This is a genomic window from Martinezella lusitana, assembly GCF_016901135.1.
Classification (GTDB): Bacteria; Pseudomonadota; Alphaproteobacteria; order Rhizobiales; family Rhizobiaceae; genus Rhizobium; species Rhizobium lusitanum_D.
This window is the reverse complement of the sequence record NZ_JAFEVL010000010.1, coordinates 509,915-529,662: the sequence shown is the minus strand read 5'-3', so window position 1 is coordinate 529,662 and position 19,748 is coordinate 509,915. Positions and strand designations below refer to the sequence as shown.

General features: G+C 60.2%; 23 protein-coding genes. 7 read left to right on the top strand and 16 right to left on the bottom strand.

Annotation, left to right across the window (positions count from 1 at the left end):
- Positions 1-36: 36 nt before the first annotated feature.
- Positions 37-945 carry a flagellin gene (locus JTP94_RS05550; RefSeq protein WP_204849524.1) on the bottom strand — a complete coding sequence of 303 codons (909 nt, stop codon included), beginning with the start codon at positions 943-945 and terminating at the stop codon, positions 37-39.
- Between the two features lie 254 nt (positions 946-1,199).
- The gene (locus tag JTP94_RS05545; protein ID WP_204849523.1) at positions 1,200-2,108 is read right to left on the bottom strand and encodes a flagellin; all 909 of its coding nucleotides are present in this window, start codon (positions 2,106-2,108) and stop codon (positions 1,200-1,202) included.
- Positions 2,109-2,440: 332 nt separating this feature from the next.
- On the opposite strand from JTP94_RS05545, the gene JTP94_RS05540 reads away from it, so the two are divergent.
- Entirely contained in the window at positions 2,441-4,384 is a 1,944-nt protein-coding gene (locus JTP94_RS05540; protein WP_312038135.1) for a glycosyl transferase, read from the top strand.
- A 53-nt stretch (positions 4,385-4,437) separates the two neighbouring features.
- Here JTP94_RS05540 and fliP read toward each other — a convergent pair whose 3' ends face one another.
- The 13 genes from fliP to flgF form a co-directional block, all read right to left on the bottom strand.
- Positions 4,438-5,196, bottom strand: coding sequence for a flagellar type III secretion system pore protein FliP (fliP, locus tag JTP94_RS05535; protein WP_204849521.1), 759 nt, complete (start codon positions 5,194-5,196; stop codon positions 4,438-4,440).
- Positions 5,193-5,687: a flagellar basal body-associated FliL family protein gene (locus JTP94_RS05530; protein WP_204849520.1), complete on the bottom strand. Its 495-nt coding sequence runs from the start codon at positions 5,685-5,687 to the stop codon at positions 5,193-5,195. Before JTP94_RS05530 ends, fliP begins: the two co-directional genes overlap by 4 nt.
- Positions 5,688-5,730: 43 nt before the next feature.
- Positions 5,731-6,444, bottom strand: a complete 714-nt coding sequence (gene flgH, locus JTP94_RS05525) for a flagellar basal body L-ring protein FlgH (RefSeq protein ID WP_204849519.1) — start codon at positions 6,442-6,444, stop codon at positions 5,731-5,733.
- Complete coding sequence (locus JTP94_RS05520; RefSeq protein ID WP_246754664.1) at positions 6,441-6,965, bottom strand: MotE family protein; 525 nt, start codon at positions 6,963-6,965, stop codon at positions 6,441-6,443. The genes flgH and JTP94_RS05520 overlap by 4 nt, the downstream gene beginning before the upstream one ends.
- Before the next feature lie 23 nt (positions 6,966-6,988).
- Positions 6,989-8,107 (bottom strand): flagellar basal body P-ring protein FlgI, encoded by a 1,119-nt coding sequence (locus tag JTP94_RS05515; RefSeq protein ID WP_204849517.1) that lies wholly within the window; start codon positions 8,105-8,107, stop codon positions 6,989-6,991.
- Positions 8,104-8,589, bottom strand: a complete 486-nt coding sequence (gene flgA / locus JTP94_RS05510; protein WP_409456583.1) for a flagellar basal body P-ring formation chaperone FlgA — start codon at positions 8,587-8,589, stop codon at positions 8,104-8,106. The genes JTP94_RS05515 and flgA overlap by 4 nt, the downstream gene beginning before the upstream one ends.
- A gap of 34 nt (positions 8,590-8,623) precedes the next feature.
- Positions 8,624-9,412, bottom strand: coding sequence for a flagellar basal-body rod protein FlgG (flgG, locus tag JTP94_RS05505; protein ID WP_204849515.1), 789 nt, complete (start codon positions 9,410-9,412; stop codon positions 8,624-8,626).
- Between the two features lie 96 nt (positions 9,413-9,508).
- A complete protein-coding gene (locus tag JTP94_RS05500; RefSeq protein WP_204849514.1) occupies positions 9,509-9,859 on the bottom strand; it encodes a flagellar hook-basal body complex protein FliE in 351 nt (116 codons plus the stop codon).
- Positions 9,859-10,275, bottom strand: coding sequence for a flagellar basal body rod protein FlgC (gene flgC, locus JTP94_RS05495; protein ID WP_204849513.1), 417 nt, complete (start codon positions 10,273-10,275; stop codon positions 9,859-9,861). Before flgC ends, JTP94_RS05500 begins: the two co-directional genes overlap by 1 nt.
- Positions 10,276-10,291: 16 nt before the next feature.
- The gene (gene flgB / locus JTP94_RS05490; protein ID WP_034513691.1) at positions 10,292-10,684 is read right to left on the bottom strand and encodes a flagellar basal body rod protein FlgB; all 393 of its coding nucleotides are present in this window, start codon (positions 10,682-10,684) and stop codon (positions 10,292-10,294) included.
- Positions 10,685-10,800: 116 nt separating this feature from the next.
- Positions 10,801-11,346: a flagellar protein gene (locus JTP94_RS05485; RefSeq protein ID WP_204849512.1), complete on the bottom strand. Its 546-nt coding sequence runs from the start codon at positions 11,344-11,346 to the stop codon at positions 10,801-10,803.
- A gap of 100 nt (positions 11,347-11,446) precedes the next feature.
- Positions 11,447-12,835 (bottom strand): flagellar protein export ATPase FliI, encoded by a 1,389-nt coding sequence (gene fliI / locus JTP94_RS05480; RefSeq protein ID WP_204849511.1) that lies wholly within the window; start codon positions 12,833-12,835, stop codon positions 11,447-11,449.
- A 12-nt stretch (positions 12,836-12,847) separates the two neighbouring features.
- A complete protein-coding gene (gene flgF, locus JTP94_RS05475; protein WP_204849510.1) occupies positions 12,848-13,582 on the bottom strand; it encodes a flagellar basal-body rod protein FlgF in 735 nt (244 codons plus the stop codon).
- 223 nt (positions 13,583-13,805) lie between these two features.
- Between flgF and motA the strand changes: the two genes are divergently transcribed.
- The 6 genes from motA (at position 13,806) to JTP94_RS05445 (ending at position 18,936) form a co-directional block, all read left to right on the top strand.
- The gene (gene motA, locus JTP94_RS05470) at positions 13,806-14,678 is read left to right on the top strand and encodes a flagellar motor stator protein MotA (protein ID WP_204849509.1); all 873 of its coding nucleotides are present in this window, start codon (positions 13,806-13,808) and stop codon (positions 14,676-14,678) included.
- Positions 14,678-15,628, top strand: a complete 951-nt coding sequence (locus JTP94_RS05465) for a FliM/FliN family flagellar motor switch protein (RefSeq protein WP_204849508.1) — start codon at positions 14,678-14,680, stop codon at positions 15,626-15,628. The genes motA and JTP94_RS05465 overlap by 1 nt, the downstream gene beginning before the upstream one ends.
- A 64-nt stretch (positions 15,629-15,692) precedes the next feature.
- Positions 15,693-16,223, top strand: a complete 531-nt coding sequence (fliN, locus tag JTP94_RS05460) for a flagellar motor switch protein FliN (protein ID WP_204849507.1) — start codon at positions 15,693-15,695, stop codon at positions 16,221-16,223.
- Between the two features lie 49 nt (positions 16,224-16,272).
- Positions 16,273-17,316: a flagellar motor switch protein FliG gene (gene fliG / locus JTP94_RS05455; RefSeq protein ID WP_204849506.1), complete on the top strand. Its 1,044-nt coding sequence runs from the start codon at positions 16,273-16,275 to the stop codon at positions 17,314-17,316.
- A 94-nt stretch (positions 17,317-17,410) separates the two neighbouring features.
- Entirely contained in the window at positions 17,411-18,490 is a 1,080-nt protein-coding gene (flhB, locus tag JTP94_RS05450) for a flagellar biosynthesis protein FlhB (RefSeq protein WP_204849505.1), read from the top strand.
- 5 nt (positions 18,491-18,495) lie between these two features.
- Positions 18,496-18,936, top strand: a complete 441-nt coding sequence (locus JTP94_RS05445) for a hypothetical protein (RefSeq protein ID WP_204849504.1) — start codon at positions 18,496-18,498, stop codon at positions 18,934-18,936.
- Between the two features lie 65 nt (positions 18,937-19,001).
- Here the strand turns inward: JTP94_RS05445 and visR are convergent, their stop codons facing one another.
- Positions 19,002-19,748 carry a transcriptional regulator VisR gene (gene visR, locus JTP94_RS05440; protein ID WP_204849503.1) on the bottom strand — a complete coding sequence of 249 codons (747 nt, stop codon included), beginning with the start codon at positions 19,746-19,748 and terminating at the stop codon, positions 19,002-19,004.

The following is a 19,748-nucleotide window of genomic DNA, read 5'->3' as shown; positions in this document are numbered from 1 at the left end:
AAGATTTCGACCGGCGCGCTGCGCCGACGTTTCCGATTAACGGAAGAGCGTCAGGATCGACTGCGTCGAAGAGTTGGCGATCGACAGGGACTGGACGGCCAGCTGCTGCTGCGTCTGCAGAGCGGACAGCTTGCTCGATTCCTGTTCCATGTCAGCGTCAACCAGCTTGCCAACGCCCGATTCGATCGAGCTGGAGAGCGAGGAAGCGAAGCTCGTCTGCAGGTCGATACGGCTGGAGATCGAGCCCAGCTTCGAGCCCATGCTGGTCAGGGAGTTCAGAGCGGTCTGAACCATGTTCAGGGCGCTGGAGATCTGGCCAGAAGTCATGCTGGAGATGTCAAGGCTGAACACCGAGTAGCTGCCGGTCTTGGTGCCGAGGATGCCCGACGTCGTGTCGATCGTGCCGGATGCACTCGCGCCGAACAGAACGTTGCCGGTTGCGCCGGAGTCGAACGCGTAGGACGTCGTGCTGACCGAAACGGTGCCGTTGGTGCCGCGGATGAAGGAGGCAACAACCGATGCGGAGTCGCCGTTTGCGGCTACGACCCAGTTTTCGCCGTTGAACGAAGCCGACTGGGCAACGCTCTGCAGCTGCTGCTGCAGCTGGCCGATTTCTTCCTGGATGGACGACTTGTCAACCGAACCTTCCATGGCGGTGACAAGCTTGTCCTTGATCTGGCCGACGACGTCGATGGCGCTGGTGACGGCGGTGGTTGCCGTATCGACCTTGGCAGCGCCGAGGCCGAGAGCGTCAGAAACGGCGCCGATGGCGCTGTCGTCGGACTTCATGCTGGTGGCGATCGACCAGTAAGCAGCGTTGTCGGAAGCCTTGGAGATGCGCAGGCCGGACGAAACGGCGTTCTGCGTGCTCTGCAGGTCGGAGCCGATGGTGCGCAGCGTCTGGAGAGCAGCCATTGCGGCGTTATTGGTAAGAATGCTCGTCATGATATTTTGCCCCTTTGGCAGTGGTTAAATAAGGGACATTCCGGACTAAGAACCGGTAACGGCATTCAGCATCATGCCTGTTAACCAAATCCGTTAAGGTTAACTCGCCGCTTCGATGGTCCTAAGAAACAGCAATATAGTTAAGAAAAGCTGAACCGCCTTGAGGCTGAAAATATAAAAAAAACCGCGCCTTAGATAGGCGCGGTTAACTTCTTCTTTAGGAATTTCGATCAGCGCGTAGCCGACGCTTCCGATTAACGGAAGAGCGACAGGATCGACTGCGTCGAAGAGTTGGCGATCGACAGGGACTGGATGGCCAGCTGCTGCTGCGTCTGCAGAGCGGACAGCTTGCTCGATTCCTGTTCCATGTCAGCGTCAACCAGCTTGCCAACGCCCGATTCGATCGAGCTGGAGAGCGAGGAAGCGAAGCTCGTCTGCAGGTCGATACGGCTGGAGATCGAGCCCAGCTTCGAGCCCATGCTGGTCAGGGAGTTCAGAGCGGTCTGAACCATGTTCAGGGCGCTGGAGATCTGGCCAGAAGTCATGCTGGAGATGTCAAGGCTGAACACCGAGTAGCTGCCGGTCTTGGTGCCGAGGATGCCCGACGTCGTGTCGATCGTGCCGGATGCACTCGCGCCGAACAGAACGTTGCCGGTTGCGCCGGAGTCGAACGCGTAGGACGTCGTGCTGACCGAAACGGTGCCGTTGGTGCCGCGGATGAAGGAGGCAACAACCGATGCGGAGTCGCCGTTTGCGGCTACGACCCAGTTTTCGCCGTTGAACGAAGCCGACTGGGCAACACTCTGCAGCTGCTGCTGCAGCTGGCCGATTTCTTCCTGGACGGACGACTTGTCAACCGAACCTTCCATGGCGGAGACGAGCTTGTCCTTGATCTGGCCGACGACGTCGATGGCGCTGGTGACGGCCGTCGATGCGGTGTCAACCTTGGCGGCGCCGAGGCCGAGAGCGTCAGAAACGGCGCCGAGGGCGCTGTCGTCGGACTTCATGCTGGTGGCGATCGACCAGTAAGCAGCGTTGTCGGAAGCCTTGGAGATGCGCAGGCCGGACGAAACGGCGTTCTGCGTGCTCTGGAGGCTGCTGCTGATGCCCTTCAGCGTCTGGAGGGCGGCCATTGCGGAATTGTTGGTAATGATGCTGGTCATTGAGGTTGTCCCCTGAAAACTGGATACAAAAAGGAGGACATACCGGACTGGGAATACCGGCGATGACGGAGCGGCTTCATGCACCTCGATCCATTTCCTAGCGGACCAAACCCGTCATGTCGCAAGGACACTCGCATCCATTGCTTGCGAATTCCTTAAACGCCGGCTGCCGGGAAATATCTCTCCGGAACGTGGCTAAGAAAGCATGAAGACCTATCGATCGATGCTTCGGTTTCAGGCAAGCTACGCGCGCGATGATGGGGCGAATCCATGATGCCGGCGCTCGGTCTTCGACCGGAGCCAGTTCAACATTCCGCTCGGAGTTCTCGCTCGTGAATACGAAAAACGCCTTTGTGACAGCGTCCGGTTTCTATCAGAAGGGACAATATACGCGCGCGCTCGAAACGCTGAACGAATTGCTTAACGTCGACAGGTCACCCAAGACCTACGCGCTGCTGGCGAAGACATTGCTCAAGCTCGGGTTTAAATCGGATGCGGCGAGCGCCTACGAGCTGGCAGGCAGGCAAAAGCCCCGTCGCGAGGACTATCTTCGCGAAGCGCTGCTGTTGCACGGCGATTGCGGCAACGACAATCAGGCGCTGGCGATCGGAAGTCTGATCCTGCCGATGGCGTTCAAGGATCCGGACCTTGCCTTCGTCCTCACCCGCATTTTCCTGAGCCGCCAGCAGAAGGAACTCCTCGCCGGCTTCAAGACCGTGCTGGTCGAGGGGCCTGAACTCAGACATCGGCTGATGGCGGCAAAACTCCTGACGGACGACCTCTATGACGAAGGCAACCGACACATCGTCGCGACGCTGTTCAAGAAGCACCCCGACAACATCATCTTTCGCACGCTCTATTTGATCTTCGCCCGCGAGGTGTCCGACCTTGCAGTCGTCGACAAGCACATGGCCCCCATCACCGCGTCGATCGCGCAAGGCAATCTCGACTATGTGATTCCGGACAATCCCTTCTTCCATCTGCACTGGTGCGGCGACGAGGCGATCAACAAGCTTGCGATCCACGATACCGTGCCGCTGCCAGCCGGCCATGCCGAGGCGCGGCGCGAGGCCCCGCATGCATGGGGCAACAAGATACGCATCGGCTATCTGTCGTCCGACTTCTGGCCGGGACATGCGACCATGAAACTCATGCAGCGTACCCTGGAACTGCACGACAGGGATCGGTTCGAGATCACGCTCTTCGACCATTCGGATCTGTCTTCCCAGCGGGAGCAGGAATTCGATCACGCGAAATGGGGGGCGATGGTCGACGTTCGCAGCCTTTCCGACCAGGCTGCGGCGGAAATGATCCGCGCCCGCGGTATCGACATCCTGGTCGACCTCAAGGGACATACCAAGGAAAGCCGCGCCCGCATCCTCAATCACATGGCCGCCCCGATCCAGGCTGCCTGGCTGGGCTTCCCCGGCACGGCCGTCAATATCGATCTCGACTACATCGTCGGCGACCCCTACGTGCTGCCGGACCATTCGAAGGCGCATTTCCACGAGAAGTTCTGCCGTCTGCCCGAATGCTATCAGCCAAACGATCCGCTGTACCGCCCGAAGCCACGGCCGACGACGCGCGCGCAGCATGGCCTGCCCGAGGAGGCCTTCGTCTTCGCCTCCTTCAACGGCAACCGCAAGGTCACGTCGCAGATGGTCGACGTATGGTGCAACATTTTGAAGCGCAGCAAGAACAGCGTGCTCTGGCTGCTTTGCAACGGCGCCCGCGCCGAAGCCAATCTCTGGTCACGTCTGGAAGCGCGCGGCATCAACCGCAAGCGGGTCGTCTTCACCACCCGTATTCGCTACGAGGACCACATCGATCGTCAGCAGCTTGCCGATCTCGGCCTCGACACCTTCCCCGTCAACGGTCATACGACCACGTCGGAGCAGCTCTGGGGCGGCCTGCCGGTCCTCACCATGAAGGGCACCAACTTCGCTTCCCGCGTCAGCGAAAGCCTGCTGAACGCGGTCGGCTTGCCGGAGCTGGTGGCCGACGACGTCCAAGGCTATGAGGATATGGCGGTAGAGCTCGCCAGCCAGCCGGAACGCATTGCGCAGTTTAAGGAAACACTGGCCGTCAATCGCTCGATCATGCCACTCTTCGACGCCGAGCGATTCACCCACCATCTGGAGACGGCCTTCGAGATGATGGTGGCGCGCGCCAAGCAGGGCCTTGCACCCGACCATATGGATGTGCCGGCGCTGCCGCTCCGCATGGAGCCTTTTCTGACTTATGATCAGAACGCGGCGGCAATCGCGGCCGAGTAAGGCTTGCAGATCGTCGGGAACCAGGTTTCCGACGATCGCCAGCGACTGACCTATCAGTGGAAGGAACGGACGAGACTGCCGACCAGCAGGTTCCAGCCGTCGATCAGCACGAAGAAGAGAATCTTGAACGGCAGCGAGATCGACGTCGGCGGCAACATCATCATGCCCATGGCCATGACGATGGTCGATACGATCAGGTCGATGACGAGAAATGGCAGGACGACCAGAAAACCGATCTCGAAACCGCGACGGATCTCCGAGATCATAAAGGCCGGGATCAGAACACGGTAGTCGATCTTGTTATCAACCACCGGCGTCTGACCGCGCTCCTGCGCCAGATCGACGAAAAGCTTGATGTCCTTGTCGCGGGTATTGTTGGACATGAAGGTTCGGAACGGCTCGGCGATGCGCTGCACCGCATCGGCTTCCGAAATCTGATTGGCGAGCAATGGCTGCGCGCCATCCTTCCACGCCTGATCGAAGGTCGGCGACATGACGTAGAAGGTCATGAACAGGGCCAGGCTGAGCAGGATCATGTTCGACGGCGTGGTCGCCAGGCCCATGCCGGAACGCAGGATCGAAAAAGCGATGATGAAGCGCGGAAAGCTCGTCACCATGATCAGGATGCCGGGCGCGATCGACAGGATCGTCAACAGCCCAAACGTGCGGATGATCCAGGCCGCGACCGAGCCATTCACTGGGACGTTCAGAAGATCTGTGGGAAGCTGTTGCGGCAATTGCTGCGCCATCGCCAGTTCAGGCGACAATACAGCGATAGCTAATACAGATAGGACAAGTATTAACCGAATCATTCGATCACGAAAGTTCTGAACATAACTTTCGATACGCGTCCTTCCGAGCGCAGGTCAACACGCTCTTGAATGTCATCCCGAAGATATTGCATCCCCCGTGCGCCTTCGATCTGCTGCAGGGAGACCGTGCGGATATAGGTCATGATATCCTGATGGATGGCCTGGGCGAGTTGCGCGTCGGGCTGACCCTTGAATACCAGCGCAAGTTCCAGCCTTATCCAGTTTTGCGAGGGATAGGCGAGATTGGCGGTGATCGGGTCGAGCGCGATGATGCCGTTCGCCAGATCGGCCGCCGTGGCCTGCTTGCTGTCGCCGGCGGCTTGCTTGGTTGCCTGCATGGCCGCCGTGGCCATCTTGATCCTCGGGGCGACCACTGTGCCGAGCAGCCAGCCGCCACCGCCGCCGAGCACGGTCAGCACCAGCAGCCCGACGATCGTCATGATCAGCGGTGATCCCTTGCCTTTTGCCGGTTCGTCTGTGGCTACTGCCATGTCCTTATCCGTCCGTTATCAAACTATCCGATGCCACCGGCCGTCAGAGCGGCGACAGCAAGTCGACGGCCTGCTGACCCGACGGCGGCTGCTGTATTTCCGTCAGACGACCACGGCCGCCATAGGAAATGCGCGCCTCGGCGATCTTGTCGTAGGAAATCGTATTGTCCGCGGTAACGTCCTGCGGACGCACGATACCGGCGACGTTGAGAATGCGGATTTCCTGATTCATGCGAACTTCCTGCGAGCCACTGATCATCAGATTGCCGTTCTCGAGAATGCCGGTCACGACCGCAGCCACGAGCAGGTTGATCTGCTCGGAACGCTGCATCTTGCCCTTGCTGTCGGTGCTCGTATCGGAGCCCGAGGTCGCCGTCGCATTGGTGGCAGGCTGCCAGCCGAAGATCTTGGCGGCAATGTTCCAGTTCATGTCGCTCTTGTTCGTGCGGTCGCGGTTGGTCTCGTTGTCCCAGTTCGCCTTGTCGTTGATCTGGATCGTCACCGTCAGGATGTCGCCGACATTGAGCGCGCGCGCATCCTTGAAGAGGGCCGCCTGCGAATCGTTCCAGAGCGAATAGCCCTGCGCGACCTGGTGAGGCCGCTTCGGATATTGCGACATCTGTGGCGTCTGTGCGTATTGCAAGCCGCTGCCGATCGGGCTCATGGCCGGCGCCCTGCCGATCTCCTTCAGAGCTTGAGAGTTGCAACCGGCGAGGAAGACAACGACCGCGCACGTGGCCGTAAGACGCATGTTCATGTGGGGTCCTTCGACTTCGATGTATTCGGGTCGGATGCGCTGGAGATGATGTTGGTGATGACAGCCGCCTTCTTTGCATCCATTTCCGCGAGAATGAGGCTCGACTGGCGCGCCGAAAGCTTCATGATGATCGCCGCTGCCACCGTGATCCTGACATCGTTGAGGCTCGCCGCCGCCGCGTCCGGTTTCATGTTCTTGTAGATGTCGACCAGGCCGAGATCCGCAGTCTTCAGGAAGTCGTCGCGGCGTTTGAGCCAGTCCTCGTATTCCGCCTTGCGCTTGTCCATGGTGGCGATGCGCTGATCGACATCCGCCTGCAGCTTTTCCAATTCCTGCTTCTGCAGCAGGTAGCGCTGATCCCGGGCCGGATTGGCGATGTTGGTGCAGAATTGCCGGATCTCATCCTGGCTGGAAGCCGGGTCGACGACCGGCTTCGGCGCTTCCTGCGCCGTTGCGAAGCCAAGCGACAGCACCATGGCAACCGTTGCCAAGGCCGACGCAAGGCCACAGGAGTTCAGCATTTTCCGGGCGATCGCGATCGATATCATTGCAATACGAGCTCCGCTTGCAGGGCGCCGGCCGATTTGATGCCTTGCAGGATGGCGATGATACCGTCCGGCTTGACGCCGATGTTGTTGAGGCCGGAGACCAGCGTCTTCAGGTCGGGCCCTTCCAGCACCGCGACACGGCCGCCGCTCTTGGTCGCGGTGATGTCGGTCTGGTCCTGGATGGCCGTCTGGCCGTTCGAGAAGGGCTCCGGCTGGATCACCTGCGGGTTCTCGCTGACCTGCACCGTCAGCGTTCCATAGCTGACGGCGACCGGCGAGACGCGAACGTCGGCACCGATGACGATCGTTCCGGTTCGCTCGTTGATGACGACCTTGGCCGGCGTATCGGTCTGGACACTGAGGTTTTCTAGGTCGGCCATCAGCCGCGTCAGATCCGCCATCTTGGGCTTGGCGATCGCGACTTCCTGCGAATCCTTGGCCTCGGCGATCGGCGCTCCGAAGCGCGAAGTCGCCCAGGTATTGACGGTGTCGGCAATCCGGATGGAGGTGGAAAAGTCCGGATTGCGCAGCTGCAGGACCAGATTGACCGAATCCTTGAAACGCGACGGCAGCTCGCGTTCGATGATGGCGCCGCCGGGTACGCGCCCGGCCGTCGTGACGCCTTCGGTGACCGTTGCGGCAGCGCCCTGGGCCTGGAAGCCCGAGACGATGACCGAGCCTTGCGCGACGGCATAGATCTGCCCGTCGGCACCGCTCAGCGAGGTCATGATGAGCGTGCCACCACGTAGCGACGTGGCATCGCCGAGCGAGCTGACTGTGACGTCGATGCGGCTCCCCGGGCTTGCAAACGGCGGCAGGTTTGCCGTGACCATCACGGCGGCGGTGTTCCTTGCGGCGGATTGGCCGCCCTGGGTCGAGATACCGAGATTCTGCAGCATCGCGCGCATGGACTGCTCGGTGAAAGGCGAGGAACGCAAGCCGTCGCCGGTCCCCTGGAGACCGACGATCAAGCCGTAGCCGATGAGCTGGTTGTCACGGCCTGACTGCAGCGAGGCGATATCCTTGATGCGCGCTTGCATCGCCATGGCCGGATCGGCAACGATCAGGCTGGGCAATGCAAGCAGAACCGCGAGAAACTGACGAAGTCTTTTCATTTTGCGACCACGCGGATCGTACCGTTTTCGAGAACCGTGCCGTTGACGATGACGCCGGAATCCATATTGCGGGCCCGCACGCTGTCGCCGACGGCGCCGTCATCCAGCGGCGTCCCGGCCGCGGTGATCGTCATGCTGCCCATGGTCATCACCAGGCGGACGTTGGAGCCGCGCGTTACCGCATAGGGCTGCCGCAACGCCGAGACGGAGATGGTCCGGCCAGGCAGAAGCGTCCGCTTCGACACCAGACCCGTCACTTCCCGGAGCCGCTTGGCATAATCGCCTGTCAGATTGGGGTTGGTGACTTCAACCTCCTCGAGCTGACCGCTGCTGATGATGTCGCCCGGATAGATCGTCTCGGTCGGCACCACCGCGGTCCCCATGCTGGCCGCATCGGCGCGTGCCGCGCCTGCGGGCGCGATCGACACGAACACGACGGAGAGGCTCGCTGCGGCGAGCCAGGCCATTGCTAAGCTTTTCATCCGGCGAAACCTCATGTTCGGCCCATCCTTCCCGCTACTTCAGGTTCTTGCTGACGATCTGCGCCATGTCGTCAGCCGTCGTGATGACCTTGGAATTCATCTCATAGGCACGCTGTGCCGTGATCAGATCGGTGATTTCCTTGACCGGATCGACGTTCGACGATTCCAGGTAACCCTGTTTCAGGTATGCGAAACCGTTCTCGTTCGGATCGGAGACGACCGGATCGCCGGAGGCCGGCGTCTGTGTGAAAAGGTTGCTGCCCATCGGCTGCAGGCCGGCTTCGTTGACGAAGTTGGCGATCTGCAGCTGGCCGAGAACGGTCGGCGTCGTCGCCGTGCCGATGGTCGCGGCGATCTGGCCGGCCGAGCTGATGGTAATGTTGCTGGCATTGTTCGGGATCGTGATACCGGGCTCGAGCACGTTGCCGTCGGGCGTGACGATCTGGCCGGTGTCGCTCTTGTTGAACGAGCCGGCGCGGGTATAGGCCGTCGTGCCATCCGGCATCTGGATCTGGAACCAGCCGCGGCCGACGAGCGCGACGTCGAGATCGTTCTGTGTCTGCGACAGTTCGCCCTGGATCTGGATGTTGCGCACGGCCACGGTCTGCACGCCGAGACCGATGTTGGCGCCTTCGGGAACCACGGCCTGGTTCGGCCGGTTGGCGATGCCCTTGGCGCGCTCGGTCTGATAGAGAAGGTCGGAGAATTCGGCGCGCGAGCGCTTGTAACCCGTCGTATTGATGTTCGCGATGTTGTTCGCGATCACTTCAAGATTGGTCTGCTGGGCGTCCATGCCCGTCGCGGCAATTGCGAGCGCTCTCATGCTTTCGTCCTTCGGGCTGGGGCGGGACCTTCGAAACCGCGATGCGGCCTGCGAATAATTCTCGCCAAATCAGGTAATTAGAGCGGGAACCCCGCTCTAGATCTGCATTTTCGTAATATCGAGAAAGGCCGACACGACCTTGTCACGCAGTGCGATCGCGGTCTGCAGCGTCTGGTCCGCCTGCATGACCTTGTCGACGACTTCGCGCGTGCTCATCTCGCCCTTCATGCCGGCAAAGGAGGCATTTTCAGCTTCCTTCAGCGTGTTGACGGAGTCCTTCGCAACATTCGACATGACCGAAGCGAAGCTCATTCCGGCCGTGGTTCCCATCGCGGCGGCCGGCGATGAGCCAAGCGCGCCGGATGCGGCGGAGGTCAGGTCCGTGGCAATGCTGCCAAGGCCGCGGGTGGCTGAGAGAGAGGCGACATTCTTGATTGAGTCGATCATTATTGGTTCTTCAACAGGTCAATAGTGGAAGAGATGAGATCGCGGGCCTGCCTGACCGTCTGCAGGTTGGCCTCGTAGGAGCGGTTGGCTTCCCGCATGTCGGCCATCTCGACGAGGACGTTGACGTTAGGCATCTTGACGTAACCCTTCTGGTCCGCTGCCGGATTGTCCGGATCGTATTCCTCGACGAACTTGCCCGTGTCTTCGCCCAGCTTCTTGACGCCGACCGTCGTCAACCCGTTGGTACGGTCCAGCTCGGCGCCGAAAGTCACGGTCTTGCGCCGGTAGGGATCGGCGCCGGGCGTATCGCCGGTCGAGCGGGCGTTGGCGATATTTTCGGAAACGACACGCAAACGCGTCGATTGGGCCTCCAGGCCGGAGCCTGCAATCTTCAATGCGGCTGATAAGGGGTCCATGACATCTTCACTTCATCTATTGTTTTACGGTCATCAACATCATGCGATGAAAGGAGCTCACGAGTGCGGTATTCAAGCTGTACTGCCGCTTGATATCGCCGGCTTTGGCGAGTTCGTCTTCCAGGCCGACGGTGTTACCCGACTCCTGGACGCCTATTTCCTGGCTGAGCGGCGCTTCTTCGACGTTGACGTCGCCGCTCGTGCTGAATTCATTGCCCGAAAGATGCGCAGGATTGGTTTTCACCATACTGACGTTCTGGTTATCCAGAACAGCCTGAAACGGCGTAACGTCCTTGGCGCGATATTTCGGGGTATTGGCATTGGCGATATTGCCGGCAACAACTTCCTGACGCGCCTGGAGCCACTCGGCTTGCCGCGAGGCCAGGTCAAAGAGCTGAATGGGTTGCATGGCTTCTCTCCGTTCTTACACTATCACCCTAGCGGGATAATCTTGCGTGGGACTTGCGGGAAATGCGTTCCTGTAAACTCTTCGAAACGCCTGAAACACAGGCGATTCCGGGCTTTTCAATCATGGCCGTAAACATCACCCGTCGAGGTGACGATGACCCACTTTCCGTCTCGCTGTTCGATGGTGGCCAGACGGCTGTTGTCGGGCAGAATCGATCCGACGCGCACGACGTACATGCCCGTGTCATCCTCGATCAGAGCGCGGCCGTTTACGACGTGCAGCAGATGAAACGGGGACTTCCCGGGAAGCGGTTGGTCCTCGGCGGGCTGCCCCTTATCGTCATCGCGGCCGGCATTGCTGACAGTCGCCGTCGTCAACGGATCGGGAATGAGGTCTTTCGGGCCGTTGGGGTTCTTGTTGACCATGGCTAGCGGCGACACGCTGACGATCTCGCGGCCTGGCCAGTTCGGCAGGTCGCGCGAGCGGTCGCCTTCGGCCACGTGAATGCCGAACTTGTCCGGGTTCAGGAAAACGTACCAGGGGAAAAAGGCTGACGCGCCGGCAAGCGCCAATCCCGCGCAGACCAAGGCCCTGTCCGTGACAGTTCGCTTCTTCGCCGGTTTCAGCGAAGCGACCGGTTCGTCTGCATCGGATTCTCTCACGTTTGGTCCCTCTTTCGGCACGAAGTTCGGAAGTGTCGGCTAGCTGCGAATAAGATATTTGAATTCAAAGGGATGGATGAGGTGATGCAACTTGCCACCGCTATCTTCCCTTGGCCGGAACCACTCCGGCCGAGGCATTCTTCAAAGCGGTCGCAAGGTCGGTAAACGCGTCTGCCGATGGCCGCTCGCCAGGGGTCTGCTTCAGTATCTCGTAGATGATCGGAACCTGGCGGACGGCGATATCGAGATCCGCGTCGGCCCCCTGGCGGTATCCGCCGATGAGGCGCAAGTCCCTGGTTTCTTCATAGCGATGCACAAGCGCCTTCAGACGCGAAACCAGTTTTTCCTGATCCGGCGTCCAGGCCTTGCGCGCCAGACGTGAGATCGACGCCAGCGGATCGATCGGTGGATAGCGGCCTTCCTCGGCAAGGCTGCGCTGCAGGACGATATGACCGTCGAGAATACCGCGGATGGAATCGGCGATCGGATCATTATGATTGTCGCCGTCGACGAGGATGGAAATGATGGCGGTGATCGTGCCGGTGCCCTCCGGCCCTGGGCCGGCGCGCTCTAGAAGACGCGGCAGTTCGGTGAAGACCGAGGCGGGATATCCGCGCGCAATCGGCGGTTCACCGGACGCGGTCGCAACCTCGCGAATAGCATGGGCGAAGCGGGTGACGCTATCGACGATCAACAGCACGTTGTCGCCCTGATCGCGGAAATGTTCGGCGATGGTCATCGCCGACAGCGGCGCCATCTTGCGCAGCATCGGACTCTCGTCGCTGGTCGCGACGACGGCCACCGATTTCCGCATGTGCGTGCCGAGCGTGTCCTCGATGAATTCGCGCACTTCGCGGCCTCGTTCGCCGACCAGCGCAATCACCACCTTGTCGAAGGCGTCGGCTCTGGCCAGCATTGACAGCAGCGTCGACTTGCCGACGCCGGAGCCGGCAAAGATGCCGAGGCGCTGGCCGAGGCACAGCGGCGAAAAGATATCGATGGCGCGCACGCCGGTCTTGAAGCCGGTATCGACGCGCTTGCGCATCATCGAGGGTGGCGCGGTGTTGGAGATGGCGCGCGATTCCAGTCCCACCGCCAGCGGCCCCAGCCCGTCGATCGGTTCACCCAGCGAATTGATCGTGCGGCCGCACCAGCCGTCGTTCGGCCCGATGCGGAAGGCGCCCTTGCGGATGATGGTATCCTGAATGCCGATCGGTTCTCCCGGCTCGATCGGACAGACATAGGTCAGCTCCGGCTCGACGCGGACGACCTCGCCGAGATGGACGCCCGTCTGCGAACGATGCGCGACAAAATCGCCGAGACGCACCTGTCTGGAGAGACCGGCAACCGTGTAATGCCCGGCGGCGATCGTCCGCACGTGGCCGCCATGGGCCACGGCATTTTCCGCCATCGCATACTGGCCTGCCAGGACAGCCATGTGCGAAAGCTTCGGCGACAACGCGCCATCCGGCAACCGATCCTCGAACATGATCCGCCCTCTTTACTGGCTGCCGCCGAGGGTCTTGATCGCGTCAGTGAGCGTGCCCTCACTGCTGCTCGTAAGCGTGCTGATATTGTCGAAGGCGCGGTTGACCTCGATCAGCTTGGTCATTTCCCGCATGCCGTTGACGTTGGAGTTTTCGAGGTAACCCTGGGCGACGCCGACGTTGGAGCGGTCGACAACCGGCTGGGGCGTATCCGTCGGCAGAATGCCGCTGTTCTCGTAGCGCAGGAAGCCTTTGCCGACATCCGAATTATAGAGACCGATCTGGCCCATGCGCTTGCCGGCCTGCGAGATGGTGCCATCCGACGAGACGGTCGGCGCGCCGCCCGCCGGGTCGAGCTGGATTGGTCCGCCGCCGGGATCGAGCACGGGAAAGCCCCGCACGGACACCAGCGCACCGCTGTCGGTCATGGTGAAACGGCCGTCGCGTGTCAACACCAGACCCGCCGGCGTGTTGAGGCCGAACCAGGCATCGCCCTTGACGGCGAAGTCGAATAGATTGCCGGTGTTCTGCAATTCGCCATTGTCGGTCGAGAGATAGTCGTTGCCTTGCGACACGAAGGCGACTTTGGCGTTGAGCTTGTTTTCGGTATTGCTGAGGACTTGATCGAACTTGACCTCGGTGCCCCGGAAGCCCGTCGTATTCACGTTTGCCAAGTTGTCGGCGATCGTCGTCAGACGCCGCTCAAGCGCCATTTGGGACGACAGCGCCACATAGATACCAGACTGCATTTTCAACGCCCTCCGGACATTGGAGAATAACGGGAAAGGAAACGCCGAACGGCGGTCCTACATTTCGTTAGCGGGGCATGGATGCCCTTGCCCGTTACTCTGCCTGCATTGGCTTGTGCGAAGCTGACAAGACGAAAGGCGGCCGCACAACACGGCGAACAGCCTCACGCAAGGCAGGTCTCCTAGTTCATCGTATGAAGCAACGTTCAGGTGTGGACCGACGATGAACATTATTATCGGATTTGTAGTGACCTGCGGCTGCATCATAGGCAGCTTCATGGCCATGGGCGGAGACGTAGGCGCGCTGTTCCAGCCCTTCGAATTTGTCATTATCGCAGGCGCCGGCCTCGGCGGCTTCATCATGGCCAATCCGATGAAGGTCGTGAAGGACTCGGGCAAGGCCTTGCTGGAAGCGTTCCGGCACGCGGTTCCGAAGGAGCGCGACTATCTCGACACGCTCGGCGTGCTCTACGCCCTGATGCGGGACCTGCGCACCAAGTCGCGCAACGAAATCGAAGCCCATATCGACAACCCCGATGAATCGGTGATCTTCAGGGCGGCGCCGACCGTGCTGAAGAACAAGGATCTGACGGCCTTCATCTGCGATTATGTCCGTCTCATCATCATAGGCAACGCCCGCTCCCACGAGATCGAGGCGCTGATGGATGAAGAGCTCAACACCATGCAGCACGATAAGATGAAGCCCTATCATTCGATCACGATCATGGGCGATTCCTTCCCCGCCATCGGTATCGTCGCCGCCGTTCTCGGCGTCATCAAGGCCATGAGCCACATCAACGAATCACCCGAAGTGCTCGGCCATCTCATCGGCTCGGCGCTGGTCGGCACCTTCCTCGGCATCATCCTGTCCTACTCAGTCTGCGCGCCGCTGGTCTCGCAGATCAAGGTCGTGCGCAACAAGCAGCATCGTCTCTACGTCATCGTGAAGCAGACGCTGCTGGCCTATATGAACGGCTCCGTACCGCAGGTGGCGCTCGAATATGGTCGCAAGACCATCTCCTCCTACGAGCGTCCGTCCATCGACGCCGTCGAGCAGGAAATGATGAACCCCGGCGGTGAGAGCAAGGCAGCCTGATGACCATGAGCCAGCAATCCGCACACAAGACGCAGACGATGGATCGCGCCCTCTACGCCAAGCTCACCGGCAGCCTTGGCGATGAGGCGGCGCTCACAAAGCTCGGCACGGCGTTCGGCCAGGTCTATGCTGAATTTCTGCCCGATATGATCAAGAGCGAAACCGGTCTCGACATAGGGATCGGCTATACCAGCTGTCAGCCGGGCCTCATGAACGACCTGGTTGCCGGGCTCGGCGGCAACTACGCCCTGGTAAACGGCTCGCTGCGCAACTGGGCGCCGAAATTCGTGCTCGGCTGCGGCGCCGGCTTTATCATGACGCTCATGGAACATATGCTGGGAGCCCGTCCGGAGGACATGGAAGCCGCCGTTCCCCGGCCGCTTTCGGTGATCGAACTCGATCTTTCCGTCATGGTGTTCGACAAGATCGCCAATGTGTTGCGTTCGGCCGTCAATGCGACCGGCGGCTTCGAGCCCTATCTGGACCCGCCCCACAACGTCGAAGATCGTCCGGCACCGGTCAGCGGCGAAAACGATGAATTCGCCGCAGCGATCACGATGACGGTCTCGCTCGGCAAGTCGCTTTCCCAGGTCGTCATCATCGTGCCCCAGCGCGAGCTGTTGCGGACCGTCGTCAGCGCACCGCGGGCGAAGAACACGACGGCAGCCTCCGAGACATGGTCGGAACAGCTCGGCGAGCAGGTGCGTCGCTCGCAGGTGACGCTGGATGCGCGCATCCGGCTGCAATCCCTAACGCTCGATACGATTTCCAGGCTCGCCGTCGGCGACGTCATTCCATTCATGGATGACGGCGAGGTCCGGGTCGAGGTCAGCGCCAACAGCAAGGATCTCTACATCTGCGAGTTCGGCCGCTCTGGCGAAAACTATACGGTGCGCGTCAAGGACAATGTGAATTCCGATGACGAGCTTCTTCGGCACCTGATGAATTGACCGGCTGGCGGTTGCCCGCCACCCACGGCAGCTTGAGGCAAGTTTCAACTGGAATAGTGATTTCATGGCTACGAAGACGATACAGCAAAGCAGCGAGGAATCGCTCGAAGTTTCAAGCAGCGACGCCGCATTGGACGAGGCCATCGATGGTCTGCGCGGCGTCCTGAAAAAGGACACTGAAGGCAACATGCCGGATTTCGACCCCGATGCATTCGGCGCGGAGCCAAGCACGGGCCTTTCGACCTTCGGCGATTTTGACGACGACAATTCCGGCTCGGCCTTCGGCGACGGCGACTTCGGTAGCCCGTCCTCTGTGGCCGCCGCGCCGGGTAGCGCTCTTGCCGCCAATCTCGACCTGATCATGGATATCCCGATCGACGTCCAGATTGTTCTCGGCAATAGCCGGATGCAGGTCTCCGGCCTGATGAACCTGACCGAGGGTGCCATTATCGCACTCGACAAGAAGATCGGCGAGCCGGTCGAAATTACCGTAAACGGCCGCAAGATCGGCCGGGGCGAAATTACCGTTCTGGAACATGATGACACCAGGTTCGGTATCAAGCTCATTGAAATATACAATACGAAGAAAAGCTGAACCCGGCTCAGGATGAGCCCACTCCCCGTGCGGGATGGAGACGAAGACCATGATGGACTTTGACGATTTCAGCGGCGCGCTTGCCGAGAAACCGTTATCTCAGACTGAAAAGGCGGCGGCCGTCCTTCTTGCCATGGGTAAGCAGGTGGCGGGACGGCTGCTCAAGTATTTTACCCAGAATGAGCTGCAGCTCATCATCGCCTCGGCGCAATCGCTGAGGCTCATTCCGCCGGATGAATTGGCGCTACTCGTGGCGGAATTCGAGGACCTCTTCACGGAGGGCGCCGGCCTGATGGATAACGCCAAGGCCATCGAGAGCATTCTCGAGGAAGGCCTGACGCCGGACGAGGTAGACAGCCTGCTCGGCAGGCGTACCGCCTTCCAGGCTTACGAAACCTCGATATGGGACCGTCTCGGCGAGGCCGATCCGGTTTTCGTCGCCAAGTTCCTCCTGCGCGAGCATCCGCAAACCATCGCCTATGTGCTGTCGATGATGCCGTCGGCCTTCGGCGCGAAGGTATTGCTGCAGCTTCCGGAAGCGCAGCGCCCCGACATCATGAACCGCACGGTCAACCTGAAGGAAGTCAGCCCGAAGGCGGCGCAGATCATCGAGAACCGCGTTCTCGGGCTGATGGCGGAGGTCGATGCCGAACGCAACGCTTCCGGCTCGACCAAGGTCGCGGATCTGATGAACGAACTCGACAAGCCGGTGGTCGATACCCTGCTGAATTCGCTGGAATCGCTCAACAAGGAATCGGTCGAAAAGGTCCGTCCGAAGATCTTCCTCTTCGACGATCTCACCCGCATGCCGCAGCCGAGCCGCGTGCTGCTGCTCAACGACATCGCCGCCGACATCCTCACCATGGCGCTCCGGGGTTCGAACTCCGAAATCCGCGAGATCGTGCTTTCCTCGATCAGTCCGCGCCAACGGCGCATGATCGAATCCGATCTGCAGATGGGCAACACCGGCATCAACCCACGCGAAATCGCCGTCGCGAGACGCGCCATCGCGCAGGAGGCCATCCGGCTCGCCAATTCCGGCCAGATCGAGCTCAAGCCCAAGGAAAACACGCCTGTGGAAGAAGCAGCGTAATCTCGGCACGACTCACCTAATTCGTCTTAGTATGTTCAAGCTCAGGGCCGCGTGTGATGCGCGGCCTCTTTCCGTTTCATGAAGGACGGCTGTTTTGGCTGACGAAGACAAGGACAGTAAAACAGAAAAGCCGACGGAGAAAAAACTCCGCGACACGGTGGACAAGGGCAACGTTCCCCACTCCAGGGAGGCAACCATCTTTGCTTCCATGCTCGCGACCATCATCTACGTCACCTTCTTCCTGCCGGAGCGCTTGGGCCGCATGGGCGAAGTCCTGCGCGACCTCTTCGAAAAGCCCGATCAATGGCAGCTTGAAACGGGGCCCGACGCCATGTTGCTGTTCACCCGCCTGGGCTGGGAAGTCGGCAACCTGGTGCTGCCCGCCGTCGTGTTGTTCTTCACCTTCGGCATCGGCTCCTCGATGTTCCAGAATCTGCCGACGCCGGTTCTCAACCGCATCCAGCCGCAATTCTCCCGAATATCGCCCGTCTCTGGATGGAAGCGGATCTTCAGCACATCCGGCCTGGTGGAATTCTGCAAATCTCTCGCCAAGATCGTGCTGGTCGGCATCATCATGTTTTTCGTGCTGCGAAGCCAGTTCTTCCACGCGATGGACTCCATGTCTTCCGACCCTCAGACGATCTTCGTGCGTCTGTCGACGATCGTTCAGCGAATCCTGGTCATCGTGCTCATGGCGACGGCGGTCGTCGGTATCGGCGACGTGTTGTGGAGCCGACATCACTGGTTCGATCAGCTGAAAATGACCAGGCAGGAGATCAAGGACGAACATAAACAGTCCCAGGGCGACCCGATCGTCAAATCGCGCCAGCGCTCGATCGCGCGAGACCGCGCCCGGCGCCGCATGATGAAGCAAGTGCCGCGCGCGACCCTTGTCATCGCCAACCCGACGCACTTTGCCGTGGCGCTGCGCTATGTGCGCGAAGAGAATGACGCGCCCATCGTCGTCGCGAAGGGGCAGGACCTTATCGCCTTGAAAATCAGAGAGATAGCGGAGGCCAACAATATTCCCGTTTTCGAAGACGTGCCCCTCGCACGCTCCATGTTTGCGCAAGTCTCGGTTGATAGCGTCATTCCGTCAGTATTTTACAAAGCTGTCGCCGAGCTCATCCATAGGATCTACGCCGCGCAGTCGAATAGAAAACGGGTACGATAAACCAAATGAAAAAATGCCCCTACTCTGCCCAACGTGAACAAATACTTGCCGAAGCCATCAGCCCGGTCGCGAGCGAGCTGCGCCTCCTCGACGCCGCCGACCTGATATCGCTGCTGCGTTTCGAACGATACGGTAATCTCGCTGACCTCGTTGCCTCGGCGGCCGAGCTCTATTTCCTCCCCGGCACAGTTAATTTCGGGCTTGGCGGCGATTACAAGCTCGATTGGGGCGGCCCGGCGGAGGTCACAATCGACCTCGAAATCAAGCCGCGCGGCGTCACCATCTATGCGAAACTGGCACTGGCCGAGCATCATGCCGGCATCGAGATCAATCACATCGCCTTTGACAGGGCGTCGACCGATCCGGACGAGAATACGGCGCTGCTCGCACGTAGTCTCATGGATGCCCGCTACGCAATCCATGGCGAAATTGCTCGCGCGAGCTGAGCTGCTTCCAAATCTTGCAATTTATTTGACGAGGGCTATCCGCCGCGGCGCTGCAGCTCAGCCTGTCAGCTTATATAGCCGAAGCGGATTGCCTTCGCGATCGCCTGGATGCGGTTGACGCTGTCAAGCTTGATCGTGGCCGAGCCGAGATAAGCGTTGACGGTGTGTACCGACAATCCGAGCTTCTCGGCAATTTCCTCGCTGATCCGGCCGTCGCCGGCGAGCTGCAGACAGACGATCTCACGCTCGCTGAGTGCTTCGGCGGCCTGCGAACGGCGCTCATCAAGCGACAGGAGCTCCATCATGAGCTGGCAGCTGCGACCGTGCAACTCCACGATCATGTCGCTCGCCAAATCCATGAATTTTGCCGTGAAGACGACATAGCCGTTCCCCACGCTACCCAGGCGTACGGGAAAGGCAACGCCGGCAAATGGCACGAGATGCGGTTTCAGGCGCTGCGTGAACGAGGCGAAGTCCGGCGTCTCGGCGGTGCTGTCGCTATCGCGGCCGTTCCACATGAGAGGAAGCAACGATTTCTCGATATGCTCGATCAGCGCATCGCTATAGGCTTCGACGAAAGCCTTGCCGACGACGGAGTTCGCAGAGCCCCAATTGTCGATCTCGCATACCAGGCGCTGCTTGTGCGGCAGGCCGGAGCCATGGAGACGGTAAACCGCAAAATGCTGCGCATCGATCAACTTCAGCATCGATACGAGCTTCGGAAAAAGATCGGAGCGGCCAGAAATCCTGCCCGAGCGGGTAAGCCGTGTTTCTCCCGGCATACCCGTCGTCCTGTCTGGCTGATATCGCAT